Annotated in this window: 32 protein-coding genes and 1 tRNA gene; 2 read left to right on the plus strand and 31 right to left on the minus strand. The window is 40.4% G+C overall.

All coding sequences use genetic code 11. The annotated features are described in order from the left end of the window. Nucleotides 1–3 precede the first annotated feature (3 nt). From NMM26_RS05860 to NMM26_RS06000, 29 genes are all read right to left on the minus strand, one after another. The gene (locus NMM26_RS05860; protein WP_254753978.1) at nt 4–1,512 is read right to left on the minus strand and encodes a phage portal protein; all 1,509 of its coding nucleotides are present in this window, start codon (nt 1,510–1,512) and stop codon (nt 4–6) included. A 17-nt stretch (nt 1,513–1,529) separates the two neighbouring features. Next, complete coding sequence (locus NMM26_RS05865) at nt 1,530–2,825, minus strand: PBSX family phage terminase large subunit (protein ID WP_254753979.1); 1,296 nt, start codon at nt 2,823–2,825, stop codon at nt 1,530–1,532. Continuing rightward, nucleotides 2,809–3,303, minus strand: a complete 495-nt coding sequence (locus NMM26_RS05870) for a terminase small subunit (protein ID WP_254753980.1) — start codon at nt 3,301–3,303, stop codon at nt 2,809–2,811. Before NMM26_RS05870 ends, NMM26_RS05865 begins: the two co-directional genes overlap by 17 nt. A gap of 299 nt (nt 3,304–3,602) precedes the next feature. Next, nucleotides 3,603–3,685: transfer RNA gene (locus tag NMM26_RS05875), tRNA-Tyr, on the minus strand. Nucleotides 3,686–3,741: 56 nt separating this feature from the next. Then, on the minus strand, nt 3,742–4,161 hold the full coding sequence (locus tag NMM26_RS05880; protein WP_254753981.1) for a DUF1492 domain-containing protein: 420 nt from the start codon (nt 4,159–4,161) through the stop codon (nt 3,742–3,744). Between the two features lie 72 nt (nt 4,162–4,233). Further along, nucleotides 4,234–4,617, minus strand: a complete 384-nt coding sequence (locus NMM26_RS05885; RefSeq protein WP_254753982.1) for a helix-turn-helix transcriptional regulator — start codon at nt 4,615–4,617, stop codon at nt 4,234–4,236. Beyond that, nucleotides 4,607–4,786 carry a hypothetical protein gene (locus NMM26_RS05890; RefSeq protein WP_254753983.1) on the minus strand — a complete coding sequence of 60 codons (180 nt, stop codon included), beginning with the start codon at nt 4,784–4,786 and terminating at the stop codon, nt 4,607–4,609. The genes NMM26_RS05885 and NMM26_RS05890 overlap by 11 nt, the downstream gene beginning before the upstream one ends. Then, nucleotides 4,779–5,012 (minus strand): DUF3310 domain-containing protein, encoded by a 234-nt coding sequence (locus NMM26_RS05895; protein ID WP_254753984.1) that lies wholly within the window; start codon nt 5,010–5,012, stop codon nt 4,779–4,781. Before NMM26_RS05895 ends, NMM26_RS05890 begins: the two co-directional genes overlap by 8 nt. A 20-nt stretch (nt 5,013–5,032) precedes the next feature. Next, on the minus strand, nt 5,033–5,404 hold the full coding sequence (locus NMM26_RS05900; RefSeq protein ID WP_254753985.1) for a hypothetical protein: 372 nt from the start codon (nt 5,402–5,404) through the stop codon (nt 5,033–5,035). Nucleotides 5,405–5,585: 181 nt separating this feature from the next. Then, nucleotides 5,586–5,978: a YopX family protein gene (locus NMM26_RS05905; protein ID WP_254753986.1), complete on the minus strand. Its 393-nt coding sequence runs from the start codon at nt 5,976–5,978 to the stop codon at nt 5,586–5,588. Between the two features lie 11 nt (nt 5,979–5,989). Then, entirely contained in the window at nt 5,990–6,268 is a 279-nt protein-coding gene (locus NMM26_RS05910; protein WP_254753988.1) for a hypothetical protein, read from the minus strand. Between the two features lie 115 nt (nt 6,269–6,383). Next, nucleotides 6,384–6,797, minus strand: coding sequence for a hypothetical protein (locus tag NMM26_RS05915; RefSeq protein WP_254753989.1), 414 nt, complete (start codon nt 6,795–6,797; stop codon nt 6,384–6,386). Further along, the gene (locus tag NMM26_RS05920; protein WP_254753990.1) at nt 6,794–7,054 is read right to left on the minus strand and encodes a DUF1372 family protein; all 261 of its coding nucleotides are present in this window, start codon (nt 7,052–7,054) and stop codon (nt 6,794–6,796) included. Before NMM26_RS05920 ends, NMM26_RS05915 begins: the two co-directional genes overlap by 4 nt. A 16-nt stretch (nt 7,055–7,070) precedes the next feature. After that, a complete protein-coding gene (locus tag NMM26_RS05925; RefSeq protein WP_254753991.1) occupies nt 7,071–7,307 on the minus strand; it encodes a hypothetical protein in 237 nt (78 codons plus the stop codon). An 11-nt stretch (nt 7,308–7,318) separates the two neighbouring features. Continuing rightward, on the minus strand, nt 7,319–7,834 hold the full coding sequence (locus tag NMM26_RS05930) for a hypothetical protein (RefSeq protein WP_254753992.1): 516 nt from the start codon (nt 7,832–7,834) through the stop codon (nt 7,319–7,321). Beyond that, a complete protein-coding gene (locus NMM26_RS05935) occupies nt 7,831–8,163 on the minus strand; it encodes a hypothetical protein (RefSeq protein ID WP_254753993.1) in 333 nt (110 codons plus the stop codon). Before NMM26_RS05935 ends, NMM26_RS05930 begins: the two co-directional genes overlap by 4 nt. After that, nucleotides 8,153–8,953 carry a DNA methyltransferase gene (locus tag NMM26_RS05940; protein ID WP_254753994.1) on the minus strand — a complete coding sequence of 267 codons (801 nt, stop codon included), beginning with the start codon at nt 8,951–8,953 and terminating at the stop codon, nt 8,153–8,155. The genes NMM26_RS05935 and NMM26_RS05940 overlap by 11 nt, the downstream gene beginning before the upstream one ends. A gap of 9 nt (nt 8,954–8,962) precedes the next feature. Then, on the minus strand, nt 8,963–9,385 hold the full coding sequence (gene ssb, locus NMM26_RS05945) for a single-stranded DNA-binding protein (RefSeq protein ID WP_254753995.1): 423 nt from the start codon (nt 9,383–9,385) through the stop codon (nt 8,963–8,965). A 93-nt stretch (nt 9,386–9,478) separates the two neighbouring features. After that, the gene (locus tag NMM26_RS05950; RefSeq protein WP_254753996.1) at nt 9,479–9,814 is read right to left on the minus strand and encodes a sporulation protein Cse60; all 336 of its coding nucleotides are present in this window, start codon (nt 9,812–9,814) and stop codon (nt 9,479–9,481) included. After that, entirely contained in the window at nt 9,807–10,130 is a 324-nt protein-coding gene (locus NMM26_RS05955) for a hypothetical protein (protein WP_254753997.1), read from the minus strand. Before NMM26_RS05955 ends, NMM26_RS05950 begins: the two co-directional genes overlap by 8 nt. A 2-nt stretch (nt 10,131–10,132) precedes the next feature. After that, the gene (locus NMM26_RS05960; protein ID WP_254753998.1) at nt 10,133–11,173 is read right to left on the minus strand and encodes a DUF1351 domain-containing protein; all 1,041 of its coding nucleotides are present in this window, start codon (nt 11,171–11,173) and stop codon (nt 10,133–10,135) included. 12 nt (nt 11,174–11,185) lie between these two features. Then, complete coding sequence (bet, locus tag NMM26_RS05965; RefSeq protein ID WP_254753999.1) at nt 11,186–11,938, minus strand: phage recombination protein Bet; 753 nt, start codon at nt 11,936–11,938, stop codon at nt 11,186–11,188. Between the two features lie 12 nt (nt 11,939–11,950). Continuing rightward, the gene (locus tag NMM26_RS05970) at nt 11,951–12,136 is read right to left on the minus strand and encodes a hypothetical protein (RefSeq protein WP_254754000.1); all 186 of its coding nucleotides are present in this window, start codon (nt 12,134–12,136) and stop codon (nt 11,951–11,953) included. A gap of 44 nt (nt 12,137–12,180) precedes the next feature. Next, nucleotides 12,181–12,360, minus strand: a complete 180-nt coding sequence (locus tag NMM26_RS05975; protein ID WP_254754001.1) for a hypothetical protein — start codon at nt 12,358–12,360, stop codon at nt 12,181–12,183. 235 nt (nt 12,361–12,595) lie between these two features. Continuing rightward, nucleotides 12,596–12,856: a hypothetical protein gene (locus NMM26_RS05980; RefSeq protein ID WP_254754002.1), complete on the minus strand. Its 261-nt coding sequence runs from the start codon at nt 12,854–12,856 to the stop codon at nt 12,596–12,598. Then, the gene (locus tag NMM26_RS05985; RefSeq protein WP_254754003.1) at nt 12,849–13,061 is read right to left on the minus strand and encodes a hypothetical protein; all 213 of its coding nucleotides are present in this window, start codon (nt 13,059–13,061) and stop codon (nt 12,849–12,851) included. The genes NMM26_RS05980 and NMM26_RS05985 overlap by 8 nt, the downstream gene beginning before the upstream one ends. Next, the gene (locus NMM26_RS05990; RefSeq protein WP_254754004.1) at nt 13,061–13,222 is read right to left on the minus strand and encodes a hypothetical protein; all 162 of its coding nucleotides are present in this window, start codon (nt 13,220–13,222) and stop codon (nt 13,061–13,063) included. The genes NMM26_RS05985 and NMM26_RS05990 overlap by 1 nt, the downstream gene beginning before the upstream one ends. Nucleotides 13,223–13,440: 218 nt before the next feature. Beyond that, nucleotides 13,441–14,295 carry an ATP-binding protein gene (locus NMM26_RS05995; protein ID WP_254754005.1) on the minus strand — a complete coding sequence of 285 codons (855 nt, stop codon included), beginning with the start codon at nt 14,293–14,295 and terminating at the stop codon, nt 13,441–13,443. Nucleotides 14,296–14,305: 10 nt separating this feature from the next. Beyond that, nucleotides 14,306–15,124 carry a replication initiator protein A gene (locus NMM26_RS06000; RefSeq protein WP_254754006.1) on the minus strand — a complete coding sequence of 273 codons (819 nt, stop codon included), beginning with the start codon at nt 15,122–15,124 and terminating at the stop codon, nt 14,306–14,308. 69 nt (nt 15,125–15,193) lie between these two features. On the opposite strand from NMM26_RS06000, the gene NMM26_RS06005 reads away from it, so the two are divergent. Next, entirely contained in the window at nt 15,194–15,403 is a 210-nt protein-coding gene (locus NMM26_RS06005) for a hypothetical protein (RefSeq protein ID WP_254754007.1), read from the plus strand. On the opposite strand, the gene NMM26_RS06010 is transcribed toward NMM26_RS06005, so the two are convergent. After that, nucleotides 15,374–15,625 carry a hypothetical protein gene (locus NMM26_RS06010; RefSeq protein ID WP_254754008.1) on the minus strand — a complete coding sequence of 84 codons (252 nt, stop codon included), beginning with the start codon at nt 15,623–15,625 and terminating at the stop codon, nt 15,374–15,376. The genes NMM26_RS06005 and NMM26_RS06010 overlap by 30 nt on opposite strands. A 12-nt stretch (nt 15,626–15,637) precedes the next feature. Further along, on the minus strand, nt 15,638–15,874 hold the full coding sequence (locus tag NMM26_RS06015) for a helix-turn-helix transcriptional regulator (protein ID WP_254754009.1): 237 nt from the start codon (nt 15,872–15,874) through the stop codon (nt 15,638–15,640). A gap of 183 nt (nt 15,875–16,057) precedes the next feature. On the opposite strand from NMM26_RS06015, the gene NMM26_RS06020 reads away from it, so the two are divergent. Beyond that, nucleotides 16,058–16,798, plus strand: a complete 741-nt coding sequence (locus NMM26_RS06020; RefSeq protein WP_254754010.1) for an XRE family transcriptional regulator — start codon at nt 16,058–16,060, stop codon at nt 16,796–16,798. Nucleotides 16,799–16,808: the final 10 nt, after the last annotated feature.

The following is a 16,808-nucleotide window of genomic DNA, read 5'->3' on the forward strand; positions in this document are numbered from 1 at the left end:
TAATCACACTCCATAAATATCAATATCCTGTTGATTTCGCTGACTGTTAGCCGTATCTATTGTCTCCTGATTGATTGCCTGAATCATCTTCTTAGCGTCAAGCTCTGATATGTTGAAAGCCTTTTGAATAGCGTGAGCCTTGCTGACAATACCACTGGCCAAAGCCTTAGTCCAATAATCAAGCTCATTGTTCTTGTCGGTAAAGACTCCATCGTCCAAATTGATTGCAATCTTATCCATTTGAGGAATTGGACCACTATACAATTCATACAAACTACCCAGCTCACAGATTGAAATAATCAACTCTTTCAAAGACTGCTCGACCAGACTGACAATGCTGTTTCTCATTTGGTAAGTATCACTATTTTCAGATACGACCTCTGTCGCAGTCTTCAAGCTCTGCCCGTCAAATGTAAACATTCCAGCTGATACACCTAGGAGCATTTCAAAAAGCGCTAGACCCTCGTTAATAGTCTTGATGTAATCATCTGCCCTGATTGCAGTTGTTAAATCTGTGATTGTTCCGCCATCCATATCGCTTGTTGACAAGCGTAAGTAGACATTCTGCTCTGTTTCAAATCGCTTGACAAGTTTAACGTCTCCGTCCTGGTTAATCATTCTTGTTTCTGTGAGATTTTCAGGAACGGCCACTCTACGTTGACCCATCTTAACTTCCCACTTGAACTCGTCATAGGTCGTATTAATGAAATCAATCGTGCTCTTGGCATTATCGAAGATTGATAAACCAAGAGGCGAATTGATGTCCTTGTTGTTCATTCCAGGAGGTTTCAGGTAAGAAAAAAGCGGTCTTGTTAGACCGTCAAGTTCAACTTGTTCTTCTAGATCCTCGTAGACTTCAGCTAGAGGAACACGTCCACCTACTTGTTCAGAACTTTCAGACCTGTATAGCTCGTTTGAAATGATGTATTTCCCATCTTTCGCCCATTCGTGAAACTCAATTAAGGTATAGTAGATGTTCTTCTGACCTGAAGCCTTTATCGTCTTAGTCACGATAGCAGCACTTGAAATGTCCTGTGTATTGCTCTGCAACGGCAAAAAGACAGGTGCTTGAACGAATGACACTCGCACTCGTCCGTTATCTACATAAGGCCTCATAGCAAGACCGCCTAGAGCCAAACAACTCTCGAGATAGCGCTCGAAGTTCTTATTGAAGCGGTCATTCTTCAATGTTTCTTGAATGAATGCATCTGCCTGTTCGTCGTCCAATTTAATCGAAGCCTGCTCGTTAAAAACCAGACTGGCAATCTTCTTGGCAGCGGTTCGAGCGATTGGCAAATGAGTCGCTTCTCTTTGCTTCTTGACACCATCGGTATTCGTGTATGTTATCTTCTCAATGTTGCTCTGATAGTATCTTAGGTTCTCGTTGATTCGACGATACTCTGCGCTTGTTACTGCGATTTTAGGATGGTCTGTGATACTTGCGAGACTTTCTGTAGTCATTGCATACTGTCCTCTCTTAAATAGATTTTTGACAAATTGAATAATGCCCATTTATCGGCTCCTTATTGCTAAAAATTAGCGTAATGCTTATAGAATACGTTCACACTATATCTGAATTCGTCCATTGCGTGGTTATCTTTATCAATCGGTCGGCCGTTATCGTCACGACTGTAAAGACCAATCTCTTTCAAGAAATAGTAATGGTCGTACTCTTCTTCTTGGTGATTGATAAGCAAGAACTGACCTGAAGATATAATGTTCTGGCCACGCTCAATCCCTACCTCGATACCCTTCGCCTTGCTGCTGACATCATGCGCGTTGTTCAAGGCTCCCTTTGTCTGAATTCCTAGCTTATGCAATTCCTCTCGTAAGGATCTACATGCTGGGTCAATCCAGACATCGGTATAGCGCATTTGATACTTGCTCACGCACCACTGAATAAATGCTCGAAGCTCGACTGCATAGGTGGACATAGCCTTGACTTGGCCAGTTTCAGCTCCGCTGTGATAGTAATGAGCTACACGATTGAGCCTAAAGAAAGTCTTGTTGTCCTCTCTATGCTTAGTAACGATGTTACAAGACATTGAGGTGGCGTCAGATTGCCCACCATCGCCGTTGAAGTACATTTCCATAGGTTCGCCTACCAAGTTGTCCTTGATGTTCTTTTCAAGGTCAAATAGGCCATAAATAACGCCCTGAGGCATCACCCTCTGACCAAGTACGTCTCTCTTGTAGAGATAAGGATTTTTCTTAAGCGATTGAATAATAGACTGCTTACGCTCTTCAGACAGAATCGGATTGTCGTCCATGGTCCAATGGGTCCAGCGTGTGTTCTGGACATCAAATACATCCTTAATAACTGGATGTTGTGGAGCTGGAGGGTTAAGGTCAGCTAGATGATAGCGTAGTTTAGCGGCCCACGTCCGTCTGAATGCCTCCTGGATAAAGTCCATGTTCAGCAGATTGATTTCACAAAAGACCACTGAGCCTAAAGACATACCAGTGATAGCACCTACACTATTAGCTTTACCTCCACCTTTGTAGTAAACTCGTTTAGTTCCGTTTGGTGTATTGATTAAGAGGTGATCTCCGTGTTCGTCGTGCCTGATTTTGCAATTGCCGTCGAAAATATGCATTAGACCTGTACCGTCACCATCAATGAATAGACGGTAGGCTTGCTCTTGATTGTATGCAGCTATCAAATGGTTTTCGTCTGGTGACTCAATCAAATATCTTGCGTATCTGAAATGACCAGCGGTTGTCTTACCACTTCGAGGCGTGCCCTCGTTGACCTCGAGCTCATAGTTGAACGGTCTACGAATGATGTTGAGTTGTTTGTTTGAAAAATCAATCTTCAACCTCATCACCACCTTTTACCGCATTTAAGAGAGCTTCCATGAGAGTAGTATCGGACTTAGAGTCTTGATTTCTCTCAATCTTGATTTTGAGCAATTCAATCTCTTGTCTGATTTTCTCATCTGTCAACTCAAGGTCTTTCCACGCCATGTTGTTCATGCCGTCCAGAGCCGAAAGAAAGGCGTTTGAATTAGCTTGTCTAATACCTTCATTCTCGATGCTTGCCCTAGCTTTATTTTTCAGCCATTCATACTCATTGAAAGCCTGCTCTCTGGACCATAAGGACATATTAGAGAACTGTTTGAGCAGCTCACGATACCTTACCAAAACCTTACCATTTTGAAGAAGCTCGCTTGCTTTAACATCGACCGTGCTATCTTTCCACTTTTTAGAAGTTGAAAAAGCTTGTCTATATGCTTGTCTTTGAGATAGTCCGGAGATTATTCCTTGGACAAATAGCTCTTGTTTTGGGGTTAATTTATCCACTCACCGGACTACCTCCTTTCCGACAAAATAAAAAGCCACACGATGTGTGACCTTTTTGCAAGCAGACTACAGACTTGCGTGTTAATCAGAAATCTATCTTGAAATACTTTCTTTTTTATTTTTTTGTAGTCTTTACAACCTCTAGCGGAATCAAACCGCCTAGCTTATAACTTACCTAGGATATAATTAGCTATGCAATCATGCAAGGTCCAGTCGCTCCGCAACCATTTGTAAGTTAATGAGTGATATATGAATGCTAAGCCTGTTGCCTACCCCATTCTGGGACACAAAACACTCAAAGGAGAGGGGAGGACTTGAACCTCCAAGGCCATTACAGCCCCCTGACATTACAGGTAACCATCTACCAATTCTGAGACCTCTCTCTTCAATTCTTGATACTACCATTCTAACAGATTTTAGACTTCATGCGCATTCACTTTAGCTCACTTTGTCTATAATAGTCTCCTCTAGTTCAGACTCAGCCTGTTTGCGTAATCTGTAATAAGTTGCCTTACTTATTCTCAAATTGTCGCAAATATCCTCAATGTAGGTCTTAGTAATGTAAGTCATTCTAAGGACAGACCTGCTTTTTGGATTTTTAAGCCTGTTGATCATTCGACCTAATTCAAGTTTCCTGTTGATAACCTCTTTAGTATCCTGCTCTATAGCCTCTTTCATCACTACCAACTGAGTATAGACGTCATCAACTTTTCTAGTCTGTCCACCTCGGACTTTGACATCTGACCACTTAGGACTTGAGAGCAAACCTGCCTCAAGCTCATTGATTTCATCTATACGGCTTTGGATGTCCATATCAAGGTCTTGTAATTCTTTCAATAGCTCTTTAGCCTTGTTCACTCTCTATCTCCTTTGTGATATAATAGTCTTTGCGAGAACTATTAGCTAAGACAGAGGGTGTCTTGGCTTTTTTTATATCTCAATCCCAAAGAAAGTACAGATATCTTCCAATGCACATTTAGAAATACTACTGCCTGTTTCCCACTTGGCTATCGTATCTCTGTGATACCCTAATTTAATAGCCAAATCACTTTGAGTCAATCCCGTCTCACATCGCTTTCTTTTTAGCATTTCGGCAAAAGGATTTGTCTTTTTTCTCAAAAACATACGAGGGTCAAGATTCAATTTTTCGCAAATAACAAACATATCTCCATCTTGTGGTTGTGCTTTTCCGCTTTCCCAATGACAAATAGTTTCTGGGGTAACTCCAAAGATTTTAGCAGCCTCAATTTTCTTTAGACCCTCGGCTTTTCTCCACAATTTGAACTGTTCCGAAAAATATTTCCTATCCTTCATCATCCACCTCAATCTTTACGACTGCCCTACCATTCGGGTTCCGTTTTTGCGTTGATGCGAAAGTATAATACTTCAACATCCTTTCAGCAATTCCAGTTTCTTTGCTGATCTCTGCAAGAGTTCCCATGGTAATGAACGTATCCCCTTGATATAGAGCATACTCACTCATTGCTTAACTCCTCAATCAGCCAGTCAAGATTCTTTCTGGCTTTTTTCAAGTCTTCAAGGCCGTTTTTCTTCTGGTGTCGTAGTATGTACTTCAAACTGTTACCTAGAAAAAAACCTTTCAGCTGTTCTGGTGTCATGAAATTTCTTAAAGCATCGATAGATTCCATACCGTATCGCCCTTGGTAGTGATTTGGTTTGTTTACGTTGTCAATTATTTCTGGGTTCATTTTTTTACCTCATTAACTTTCTAATATACAAATTCGTTGACCAGGTCGCAGATAAAGAGCCTCCAATCAGATTCCCTGAACGTTAAGAAACGATCTGTAGTAAAATTTCTAAGTCTTTTGTAAAAGAGCATCTTTAGTTGAATTGACTCGCCAACACTCAGTAATGTACCGGGGAAGCGATGCACTGAATGCACTCTATTCCCGTATCCCGAAATATCTAAATGTATTATCGTTTCTGGATATATGCGCCCCATATTAGCTTCAACTTCAAACTCAACCTTAACTTCTTTCACAATCGGAACCTCGTTAAAAATTGGTCGTGCAGAAAATAATGGAGACGGGATTTTTTGAATTTTCTTTCTTCCTAAATATGGATATTTTTTAGGTCTCATCTTTCTACCTCAATTTCTTCCATAATGCTTACTTGCTCCGTGTAAATAATAAGTGCCATCTTTGCGCTTGTTCACGTAATACGTGTACTGCCCATCTGGGCTGGCATAGGAAATCTGCTTCTCTCCTCCCTAAACTCCGTTATCTCGCATCATGTGGCAATTTTCCATAATCCATTCTACATCAGGCATCTAGTAACTCCTTGTTCTCGTACACATTCCCAACAACCTCACAACCAGTATGTCGTAACCACAATTCGCATCCGTGTTGTTTGGATTCAAGACGATATGCTCCACCGCGATGTCGTACAACCTCGTAATAAGTCGGTTCAGAATAGACATCCTTAGCCATTTTGACTATATCCCCCTCAAATATTTCCTTGCCGTTCTTGTCTTTGAGTCCTGTTGATTGCATGATACATTCATAATCATCATCAAAATGTAACCAATTTTTTCTTTCTTCAATCCAAATAATAGGACAAGTCCAGTTTCCATCACTTAGATCACAATTACCTACCATGACTTTGTAATTCATTTCGTTTCGCGCTTTATCCCACGCTCTAAATTTCGGTATCATGCCAACACTCCTTAAATAAACAAACTAGCTAGCCATATCAAAAATGCACATGTAATGATTTTTGAAATACTGCTTTTTACGGCATATGAATAATCTTCATAAGATTCTTTTTTGCTGGATAACACAGGCCAAATGAAAGATAGTAGTGCATCCATCCCTAAAGCTTGCCAGACTGTAATTTTACCAACTGGAACAATTGTTGTGATAATCTCATTCCACCCATACTGAACCACAAATGGCGATACAACGATTACAAATACCGCCCCAATAATGATTCCTAGTTTTTTCATTTTATAAATCCTCCTCTTTGACAAACGAGCCGTCTACCATCTTACCCTTACGGTCTTTAATCTCGTTCTCTCGCCCAATGCTCAACATGATGTGCTAATAATTCCATATTTGTTGTCATAGTAACACCTCTAATTCTTCCAGCTTGAAATACTTTGTTAGTTCGTTCTTCAATTCCTCGATAGTACTGCATCGTCCGATTAAATCAGATACATCTAGCATCGTGTCCTCTTTATTCAGAGTGTTCTCTCCTACTGCATCAGCTACCCATTTTGGATGTGTACCAGCGTAGGAGAACTGATTTTGAGGTAATAACTCAAGTAATGCTTCGTATCGTTCTTCTAGTGAAACCAAGGCGCCAAGCGTATCAATAAATGCAGTATCCGATTTCCTGGTTTCAAAAACTTCTGGCCAATTTTGCTTTACAATTTCAGCATAAATAGCAGACCATTCTTTGTCTGAAAAACGTGATTTTTCAACCAAGGCGCCGTATTCGATTTCCTTACCATCGACTGTTACTTTATAATTCATATTCTTACCTCATTTCCTACTTTAATCTTATCCCACTGCTCCTTCGTAACCACGAACACGCCATAGTCACGAATTGTGACAGTATACAGCTTGCCATGTCGTCCTTTCTCTACGACTCTGCCTTTGATTTCGGCGCCTTGATTATCAGCCTTATATACAATCATCGGGCGCTTTTCTTCTAATTTCTTAATCTGGATACTCTGCCAAATATTTAATCCAGCAGACAATAATATCCAGATTGCGATAAATCGTTTCATTTTACCTCCTATTTTTTTATCTTTTAGATTTCCTTTTGCCGATTAGTTCAACTAAACTTCCTACAAGGAATACCAACCCTCCAAAAAGAAAAGAATGTACTAACAGAATTGGTATTAAATAAGGTTTGATTGGGAAAATTGAAAATACCCATGTAAAATACCATTCAATAAGTCCGCAAATAGTAAGGAAAACGACTGCAACTGTTGATAACATTAATGTCACTGCTCCGATACCTTTTATAAAGTCACTCATCTTTCACCTCCTCAACTTATCTTGTGGCTTTCCAGGTCTCCAAATTCGTGGCCATGATTTACAAAATACGAACCAATCAGGATTGCATCAGCTTCATCATCTTTGACGTTCATGTCGAATTCATCCGAAACCTTAGCAACTGCCTGCAGCTTCATTGATTTCTTGCTACGGTCTTTGTAGCTGAACTTCCAGTGCTTGCGCCAGGTCGACACGTTCACGAAGTACACATTGTCAGCAATCAATCGTCCAAGGATGATGCCTGTCACAATTCCAATACTGATCATGGACTGCTGATTTGGCCCCATGACCGAGTTCTTCTCGACCACAATCGATTCAAAATGGCAGTCGTACTTCTGGAGCGCCCTTGATTGAATGGCTCGCAATTCGCTAGCCATGAAGCGCCCACGTTCAAAGAACGATTTGCTTTTATGTTTTAAGACACCACTATGGACAAGGTCAGAGCCGTAAAATACGGCCCATCCTGTCGCAGTAGTTGAAATGTCTAACGATAATGTCAGAGATTTCATTGCAGTTCTCCCTTGATTCCACAGAGATCAAAAAGATTTTGTTTGTTAGCCTCGATATATTCAAAGAATATTTGTAGCTCAGCTAGTTTTCTTTTTTCTTTCTTCACTCCTAAACTAGTATGGTATTCTATGTCCTCCTCAGGTTTAGCCTTAATGTCTAGCCAGTATAGAGGTTCAAAAACGTCCCCATTTTCATCTAAAGACGGCTCTGCATCCTGGTTTCTAAAAACCATCTTCATATCATAGCCAATCATATTCTCAATTTTGATTTCTTTATTTTCAATCTCGATTACGATTGATGTTTTTGGGACATTGATTTTAGTTATCATGTTGTTTCTCCTGTAAAAATTCATTGTAAACCTTAGTAAAAATCTCTATTACTAGGTTTTGTGGAATGTTTGACCGTTCGTTGTATGACTTAGAAAATTTTCCCCACTCAATTTCTGGCTTGATAATGTCATTTTTAAGACCCAAATCAAGATTACTAGCAAACTTTGTAGGTTTCTGCAAAGGGTAGTCATAATTGTTGTAGCGTGTGAGATTGAGATGTGGGAGCTTGAAATCCATGACATCCTCAATATATTTCCACAAGCGCCCACTTGCTGGGTTCTCTATGATGAAATATTTAGGGTTATACCGCTTGATGATCTCAATGGTATTGAAAGCGCAAAGCTCCCCATTTACCCTTTTCATAAATTGACGGTCATACTGATAATTTATATAGGCTTTCTCGTAGTCAGAGGCGTTCCTAATCGTAAACATGCTAGGCTCCCTTTGTGGAGCAAAGAGGCTATCTGAGAGGTCTTCTTGTTTCCAGCAAGCGTTACCCTCGCACATAGCACTAGCATTACTCCAGCTTTCACATGGTGGGCTAGCTATTATCAAATCAGGTTTTGGCAACTTGTCAAGTTTATCAAAAAGCGTGTTGTCTCCAAATAAACGCCCATAGTCTGCAAGGTTCAAATTTATAAAATGATCGTTCTTGTTTTCTATGTCTATTCCGATTGGATAGATGTCAATATTCGCCCCCCCCGAACTATTCAGAGCTTTCACGCCTGTTGTATAGCTACCATTCCCGCTGTCAAACAATGCCCAAACGGTCATTTTTTTATCTGACATCGATACCTCCTAAAACGGCAAACCGTCATCTGGGATGTCAAATGGATTAGGATCGGCAAAAGGTGAGCTATTCCCATTTTGGGAACTGTTGCCTTGCCCTTGAGACTGCTGACTGTTGCGACTCTCTAGTAGAGCGACGCTCTCAGCGACTACTTCGGTCACATATCGACGCTGACCGTCTTTCTCGTAAGACCTCACTTGTAGACGCCCTGTGAGGCCAATAAGTGAGCCCTTGCTACAATACTGAGCAATGACGTCAGCTGTTCCTCTCCACGCTTGGAAATTGATAAAATCAGCCTTACGGTCTCCATTTTCGTTCTTGAAATTGCGATTGACCGCAAGTGTGCCCTGCAAGCTAGATACATTGTTAGGCGTTTTTCGTAGATCAGGAGGCGCTACAAGCCTCCCAACCAGTGTGACGTTGTTAATCATCTGATTTGTCCCCTCTAGTGCTACGCTCTCCCAAGAGATACCCTAAAAACATCCATAGGATAGCCATTCCAATCTCTTTGATAAAATCATTCATTATTTCTCTCCTTTGCATTCATAACATACATTTTGGCCTACATCTTTTGCCTTGATTATTGATAAGCTACCACATTTCTCACAGTTGATTAAAAAACCTAAACCATTTGAATTGATACTGCTTATATTGTTCTCTGAGGGAACTTTGTAAATAATCAATGCGGATGTATGCCAATATTCAGCACTGACTCCACTGTCAGCGACAGCAGACACATTTGATTGAAATTTGATGTCAATCAACTTAATGCCTGGATTTTCGGCAAGCCAGCTATTTATTTGATCATCAATCGCCTCGTCAGATGGGTAGTCGGATGATAAAAATACTGTTTTAATCATATTCCCCTCCTGGATTGTGCCACCACTCTACCAGTTCGCTGTGATGGGCGTTTAGGTACTCATCAAAGTCCTCAAATTGACGGATAGCCCATTTTAAGCGTTGGGTGTCTTCTCCACGTCGTGAGCAGTACCCGCTCACTTTAAAAACTGGAGTAATCTCACTCACAATGCGAGGGCTCAGGTCGTCAATATTTATGATTTTGTGATTTTTAATTTCAAAATCTAAGATGAACTCATCCCCTAGGTTGTGGATAACCTGCAATCTCTTGCCGTCTGAGTAGATGGCTACGCTGTCAGATATTTTTCTGATGTCCATAATTACCACCCACATTGTTCATTGAGTTCAGTCTGAGTCAGTGGCTCAATACGTTGATAACCTCTGACTTGATAGTTTTCCTTAAATTTAAACCCTGCTTGTTCAAGAGTAGCCTTGAGACGGTCTTTTTCGGCTGTATCTACAAAATACACCTCTAAAGTCATTTTTTGGGTATATCGTTTTAGGCCATTTTCAGCCCCTCTAAGAGCGTTTGGCTCATTTTGAGGGATTTGCCCACCGCCCAAGATTTCGCCTGTTTCTGGGTCAAAATTTGGGGCCTCTGTTGATTTTGGAGCTTGTTCCTGCTGTCTAGTTTGTTGAGCTGCTAAAAGCTCCTGACTAGCTCGCTCTGCTCTTTCTTGAGCCTGTCTAAGTTCTTCCTTTTGCTTTTCAAATTCATAGTCAGATTTGATTTGTTCAAAGACCTCAGCAAGAGTCAAGTCTTTCAGCTGTCTAATGTAAGGTGAGTCAGTCATGCCGTACTCAGCACATAACCCTGAAATAGCTGACTTAGCCTTTTCAAATTCTTGCTGTTTCTGAAATTCAAATGTGACCATGTCGTCAAGTGATTTCATTGTGGCTTTTTTAAGCGTCACGCCGTCAGCCATGAAATCGCTAGCCTTGACATAATCAAGGGCCTTTTCATCAAATAGACGAGGGTCCAGCATATACTCAGCTGATTTGTTGGCTAGATAGCCTTTGACCGTGTCAATTCTGACAGCCTTTTGATGTTCTTCAAATTCTTTGACATCACTAGCAATTTTGGTAATGATGTCTTTTAGAGGCTGGATGGCATTCTTGACATACTTGTCAAACTCGTCAGCTGGTTCAGATAAGACTTTCTTATTTCTGATCCGCTCGTCAGAGACCTGCTTGTCTAATTTTCGTAGATCGGCAAGTGTCTGCTTGTCATCCTTGATGGTTGCAGCTGTAACCGTGTAATTTTGATACTTGGCTACAACCTCATTGATATTCTGCTCAAATTTCTCACGGTCAATGATTTCAACCTGTGCCTGTGTCACTTTTACCTGTAATTCTTGCATGTTAACTCCTCTCTAAAATTCAAGTTCGTTGTCATCTAGTAGCTCACCCTGGATTGGCTCCTCAGTTTGAGTAAGTTCAGGAACTGTGTGGGCTTGCTCTTTGTTAAATTGCTCAATCTGAGCCATCTTGCGTGCAATGACATCCTCACGGCTCTCTTGAGGTGTGACGTCTTTGATACGGTCAAATGTTTCTCCACCGTCGTCCTCGGTGTACATGTTACCCAAATCCTCAGGGAAAGCCTCTCTAAGAGCATTAACTAGGGCTGTTTTTCTGATCATAGTAGCTGGCATGCTGTTCCATGTGCTTTGTTTCTTGTTGTATTCTTCAAGAGATACCTGAATTTCTACAGGTACTTTGAAATTTTTGCGATAGACTCTAGCCCAACCGCCTACCAAAGTATCACCTGGTAGCATAAGAGCCCCTTTGCGTTCGTGCATAACGCCATCTTTATCTACAGCAACCACGCCAGCCTCAAATCCCTCATAGTTTTTACTCTGGGCTGCACGTTTCAAGAAAGCCTCTTTAGAGACAATCAAGCTGAACTCTGTCCCTCCATTGCGGTTTTTATAGGCTACAATGTAGACCTCGTTAGCTAAAGGGTTTAGGTTACGCCCTTTAATAAGTGACAAAGCTTGTCCCACCTGTTTCTCAGTAAGTAGATTCTGAGGATCAAAGTAACGTTTGATGTCTTCAAATGTCCAGTCAAGGGCATTGACAGAAATGTCACGTTTAGCCTGTTGTGTTGATAATTGATTATTAGTCATTTTATTTTCTCCTTAATTCTTCATTGTCAATCTGCGTCTAGCATTTTGTTTCAGGTCGTCCAAACCGTTTCTATAATCATCAATAAGTCCTAAATTGCTATCGATAAATCGCTCGACTACTCTATTCAGCAAGTCTTGCGACGTAGAGCCTTCGAGTTCAGCTAAAACTCCAATCAATTCTTTCTGTTTCGGAGACATTTCAATTCTGATATAACTTTTCCCTTTGTTTGAAGGTATATTTGTCATTTCTTTCTACCTTTCGTCTTCTTCAAATTCCAATTTTCACGTTTTATACGTCTATTTTCGTTTTGCAATTTCAAAATAATATCCTGTTGATCGTTGATGATTTCTCCGAGTTCTCGGCCAAGATGAATATATTCAGCTCGCCGGTTATCGATTTCTTCGTGTAGCTCCTGAATCATACTTCATCACCCACGTATCGATACTGCCCACATCCAACATAGATGTACTGGCTTGGGTCAAGTTCTTCTCGTTCTTCAGGCGGTTGCATTATATCTCTGTCATAATCAAACATGCGCATACACCTTTCCAAGTTCCAGAACTCGTTTCACATATCTGGCCTTGGATGTTAGCCCAAGATCCAACAATTCGTTTTTTTCTTCATGATTGGCCAAAAGCCACACACGGTTTTCAAGTTCAATTCTGGTCATCTTCCTGCTCCACCTCTTCATCTTTCATTTTGATTTCTAGTCTTGTCATGGCTTCATCTACTGACTTGCCGTCTAAGATGTCCTTGATCATGTGGCTTACATCATGAAACGATTTAGCTCTGGTTCTTCCTTTTTCGCTATCAGGAACCAAACCGAGGTCTTGCATAAGTAGGAATGCTACGCTTGCATCGTGCATTGCTTTCTGAAGTTGTTTTATTTTCTTGATTGTACGAATTGTTTTAAACATATTGTTCTCCTTTTTCGATTTGTTCTTTGTACTTGTAGGCAGCAAGCTCCTGCTTCAAGTCATAGTTTTCTTGCTCGAAAGCAAAGCGACGCTTGCGCTCCTCAAATAGGTCGTTCATGAGTTCGACCGCCACCTCTCGCCAGTCAAGGTTGACTGCTTTAAGAACTACTTCAAGTCTGAGTTTTAACTTAGTAAGTAATTTCATTAAGCTACACCCTCCTCATTAGATTGCTTGTTCATTCCTAGAATGATGTCATAGTACGAATGACCAGCAGGGATGACATATCCTGTCAGATCATCAACTTGAGAACCATCTGCCATGATGTTTATAATTCTTGGTTTCCATTGCTCTTTTTTTCTCTTCATGTTATAATTTCCTTGAATAATTTTGTTGAGCGCCTGATTGCCGTCAGGTGCTTTTTTTATTTTATGTCGTATATACACTTCCATTCGTCGCATAATACGTCAGCTCGTTCATCTTATTAGTGAACCGTTCGTCTGTCGTAATCAGCAACCTCTCTTTAAGCAAGGTTGATAGTCCGTAAAATTGGCTTTCAAACTGTTCAATAGCCTGCTTGCGTTCCTCAGTAGTCAGTTGCTGACAAGGAGCGTCTCGAAGCTGTGTCTTTGCTGAACTTAAAAGCATTCGTCTTCATATTTCCTTTCGTTATTCTGTCAACGAGACTTTGCTCGTAAAGTTCTTTGAGGTGCTTACCTTCAAAATTAGTTGTGATAATTGTATTCGTCCTGTTTTCAAGTATTTGATACAGGACTTTCTGCATCCAGTTATTGCCTTGTCTGATTTCGTTCCCAACACTTGACTCTTTGCCCAGGTCGTCCAAAATCAAGAAGTCAACGTTTTGCAGGAATTTCACGACTGAGCGTTGTTCCCACTTAGAGTCCTTGTATTGAAAAGCCTCTTGCATTCGAGAGAACAGCTCCATGGATGGCATATAGACTACCGATTTGCGAACTTGGAGCATTTGAAAGCTCTCGTTTAAGGTCTTAGCTATTCCAACTGCCAGATGACTCTTGCCAACTCCAGGCGGTCCAGAGATAATCGTATTCCCTTCGTAGCGCTCTTTCACATAGTCAGCCGTGACTCGCTTAGCGAAATTGACTGCTTCAGCGTCCTGATTTGTATGGATTTCAAAATTTCCAACAGTCGCATTTTTTAAATCGTTTGGGATGATGCTCTCTTTCATAAAGAGAGAATATGATCTCGTATCTCTGATTTGAGCTTCAGCAATAGCTAACTGCTCGCTTGCGTTCTGGTTGATGGTTTCTTGAACACATTCAGGACAATAGTTCAGCGTGTTACGAGTGCAAGGGTTGACCGACCGCCACATATAGACCCCTTCGTGTTTTGGGCATTGTTGCTTCAACGTCTCAACCTGCAAGGCTCGTTCTTGCAATTCTTTGCTTGATACTACTTGCATGCGCACCCCCCTAAAATCCAAGCCGTGGATCAAATCCATCATCGGACAATCTCAAGCGACCGTTCAACTTACTATTTGACCGAGTAGGCTTCTGCCTATTCTCTACTAACTCAACAGTCGTTAGACCTTTTTGCTTCCAATCTCTCAAGATGCTTTCAAGGTATTTGAAGTAAGGCTTACCATTGCCCACACATTCTTTGATTGCTAACTTGATAACCTCTTTACTATGGTCTTGCAAGAAATATTTCAAGTCCTCAATCTCGAACGGTGTCGGTTGTCGTCCAAACTCTGAGAAAATCCAGTCATAAACAATTCCCAAATCATTTTCTGCTGGGGCGTCCTCTATACTATATAGATTATTAGCACCAACCCCCTCTGGTTCACTCAGTCTTGATAAATTAGTATTGATATTATCAGTCTTGATTCCGTCTAATTTTTGGACTTCTTGAAGTCTATTTTCTAGACTTCCTGCGTCTAATTTTTGGACTTCTTGAAGTCTATTTTCTAGACTTCCGCTGATATATATACGATTGGGCTTATTTACTCCTTGCTGGTCCTCTCTGATTAAGCCATAATCACTCAGTTCTTTCTTTGCGTTTATTACTGATTGACGGCTACAGGAGAGCTTATCCATGAATTCTTCAATGGTGAAGTAAACGAAGACATCTCCGTTTCTGTCGTGCCACTTATTCTGGACCGACAATGTACGTCTGTCAAAGACTAGCATATACATGACTTTGCCTCTCAAGCTCAGACCTTTGTATTTTTTATCTAGCAACCACTGAGGGAACTGATAAAAAGCATTGTTTTTGACTTCGCTTATTTTCAACCATTCTTTCTCCTTTCTATTTTTCTCAATTTCTTTCTGCTATAATGTAAGCAGAAAGGAGGGTTAAAAATGTCATTTGATAAAAATATAGCTGATAAAATCCTAGAATTTGCTAAACTGGAGTCGACTGTTCCAGTTGGAACTTCTCATGATTTCCACTCTGAAGAATTTGATCAAGATGATTTTAGAGATACTGCTAAGAAACTAATCTCAACTGGTCAAATTTCAGGATATCTCGAAGAAGATTTCTCAGGATTCTATATCGCATTCAGATTGTAAATTCTGAATTTCAGCAATCACTATCGCATCGATTTCAATAACATTTGGAAACGCTGTGATAGTGATTTTTGGTTTTCCGCTCGCAGGCATTTCTAATTTAAAATCAGTAACCCCACGACCGAGTTCCCAGTCATTGATTTTTACTGAATAACCTGACGAATTAAGAGATTGACCCTCAGTAGGTTCTTGCTTTGGTTTAATGCTTAGTTTTAATTGCTTCATGAGTACTCCTTCCTAAGCTGTATGTTCCATTTCGGGAACGTTATCGCTAAAAAAAATAGTGATTTTTTCCATTGGCAGTCCAAAAATCTTTGTGATTTTCGCAAGTTCGTCGGCGCCAATAGAAACTAAGCCGTTTTCACGTTTAGCGTATGGTGTACGTGATTTCCAACCCATCTTATGAGCTACTTCATCTTGTGTCATGCCACTAGCAATCCGTTCAGCTTTTAATCGTTTCAGATTAACTGTCATAACGTGTTCTCCTTTTAGTATTTTTCGTTCCCGACACGGAACGAGTTCATTATAACTCTATTCGTTCCATTTTGTCAACTATTTTTTTAAAAAAAATAATAAAAAATGTTTTTTTGTGTTTCTCTTGTATTTATTTGGGAACGATGATATAATTAACTTATCAAATAAAAGGAACTAAGAAACATGAGAACTAATGAAGAAATCATTTCTTTAATCCAGGAAGAAGCTAAAAAGAAAGGGATGTCTATGAGTGAGTTAGCTAGACGTGTTGGAATAGCTAAATCAACAATGTCTAGGTATTTCAATAAGACTAGAGAATTCCCTCTCAATAAAGCTGATGATTTTGCTAGAATCTTCAATATTACGCCAGAATTTCTTTTAGGAATTCAAAAAGAGAGTAAAGAAAGACCCGAAATCCTAACCATCTACAACCAACTAGAAGAACCTAGACAAGAAAAGGTCCTCGACTTTGCCAGTGCTCAACTTGATGAGCAGGAAAGTTCTAAGGTTGTTTCTATCTTCGAGAAGGTAAGCAATGAAGATTATATCATTGACTACGTTGAGGGCTTGGTTGCAGCAGGACATGGAACGTTTCAGGAAGACAATTTACACATGGAAGTAAAGCTCAGAGCTGAAGATGTGCCAGAGGAATACGACACGATAGCTAAGGTGGCAGGCGACTCAATGGAGCCACTCATAGAAGATAATGACCTTCTATTTATCAAGGTAACTAGTCAAGTGGATATCAACTCAATCGGCATTTTCCAAGTGAACGGCAAGAACTTCGTCAAAAAGCTTAAAAGAGATTATGATGGTTCTTGGTACTTACAAAGTTTAAATAGTGGATACGAAGAAATCCACTTGTCAGAAAACGACGACATCCGAACAATCGGAGAGGTCGTAGATATTTATAAGAAAAATTAGAGAGGTATAG

This window comes from Streptococcus sp. CF7_Ac1-8 (assembly GCF_024295435.1).
In the GTDB taxonomy this organism is placed as follows: Bacteria; Bacillota; Bacilli; order Lactobacillales; family Streptococcaceae; genus Streptococcus; species Streptococcus mitis_AP.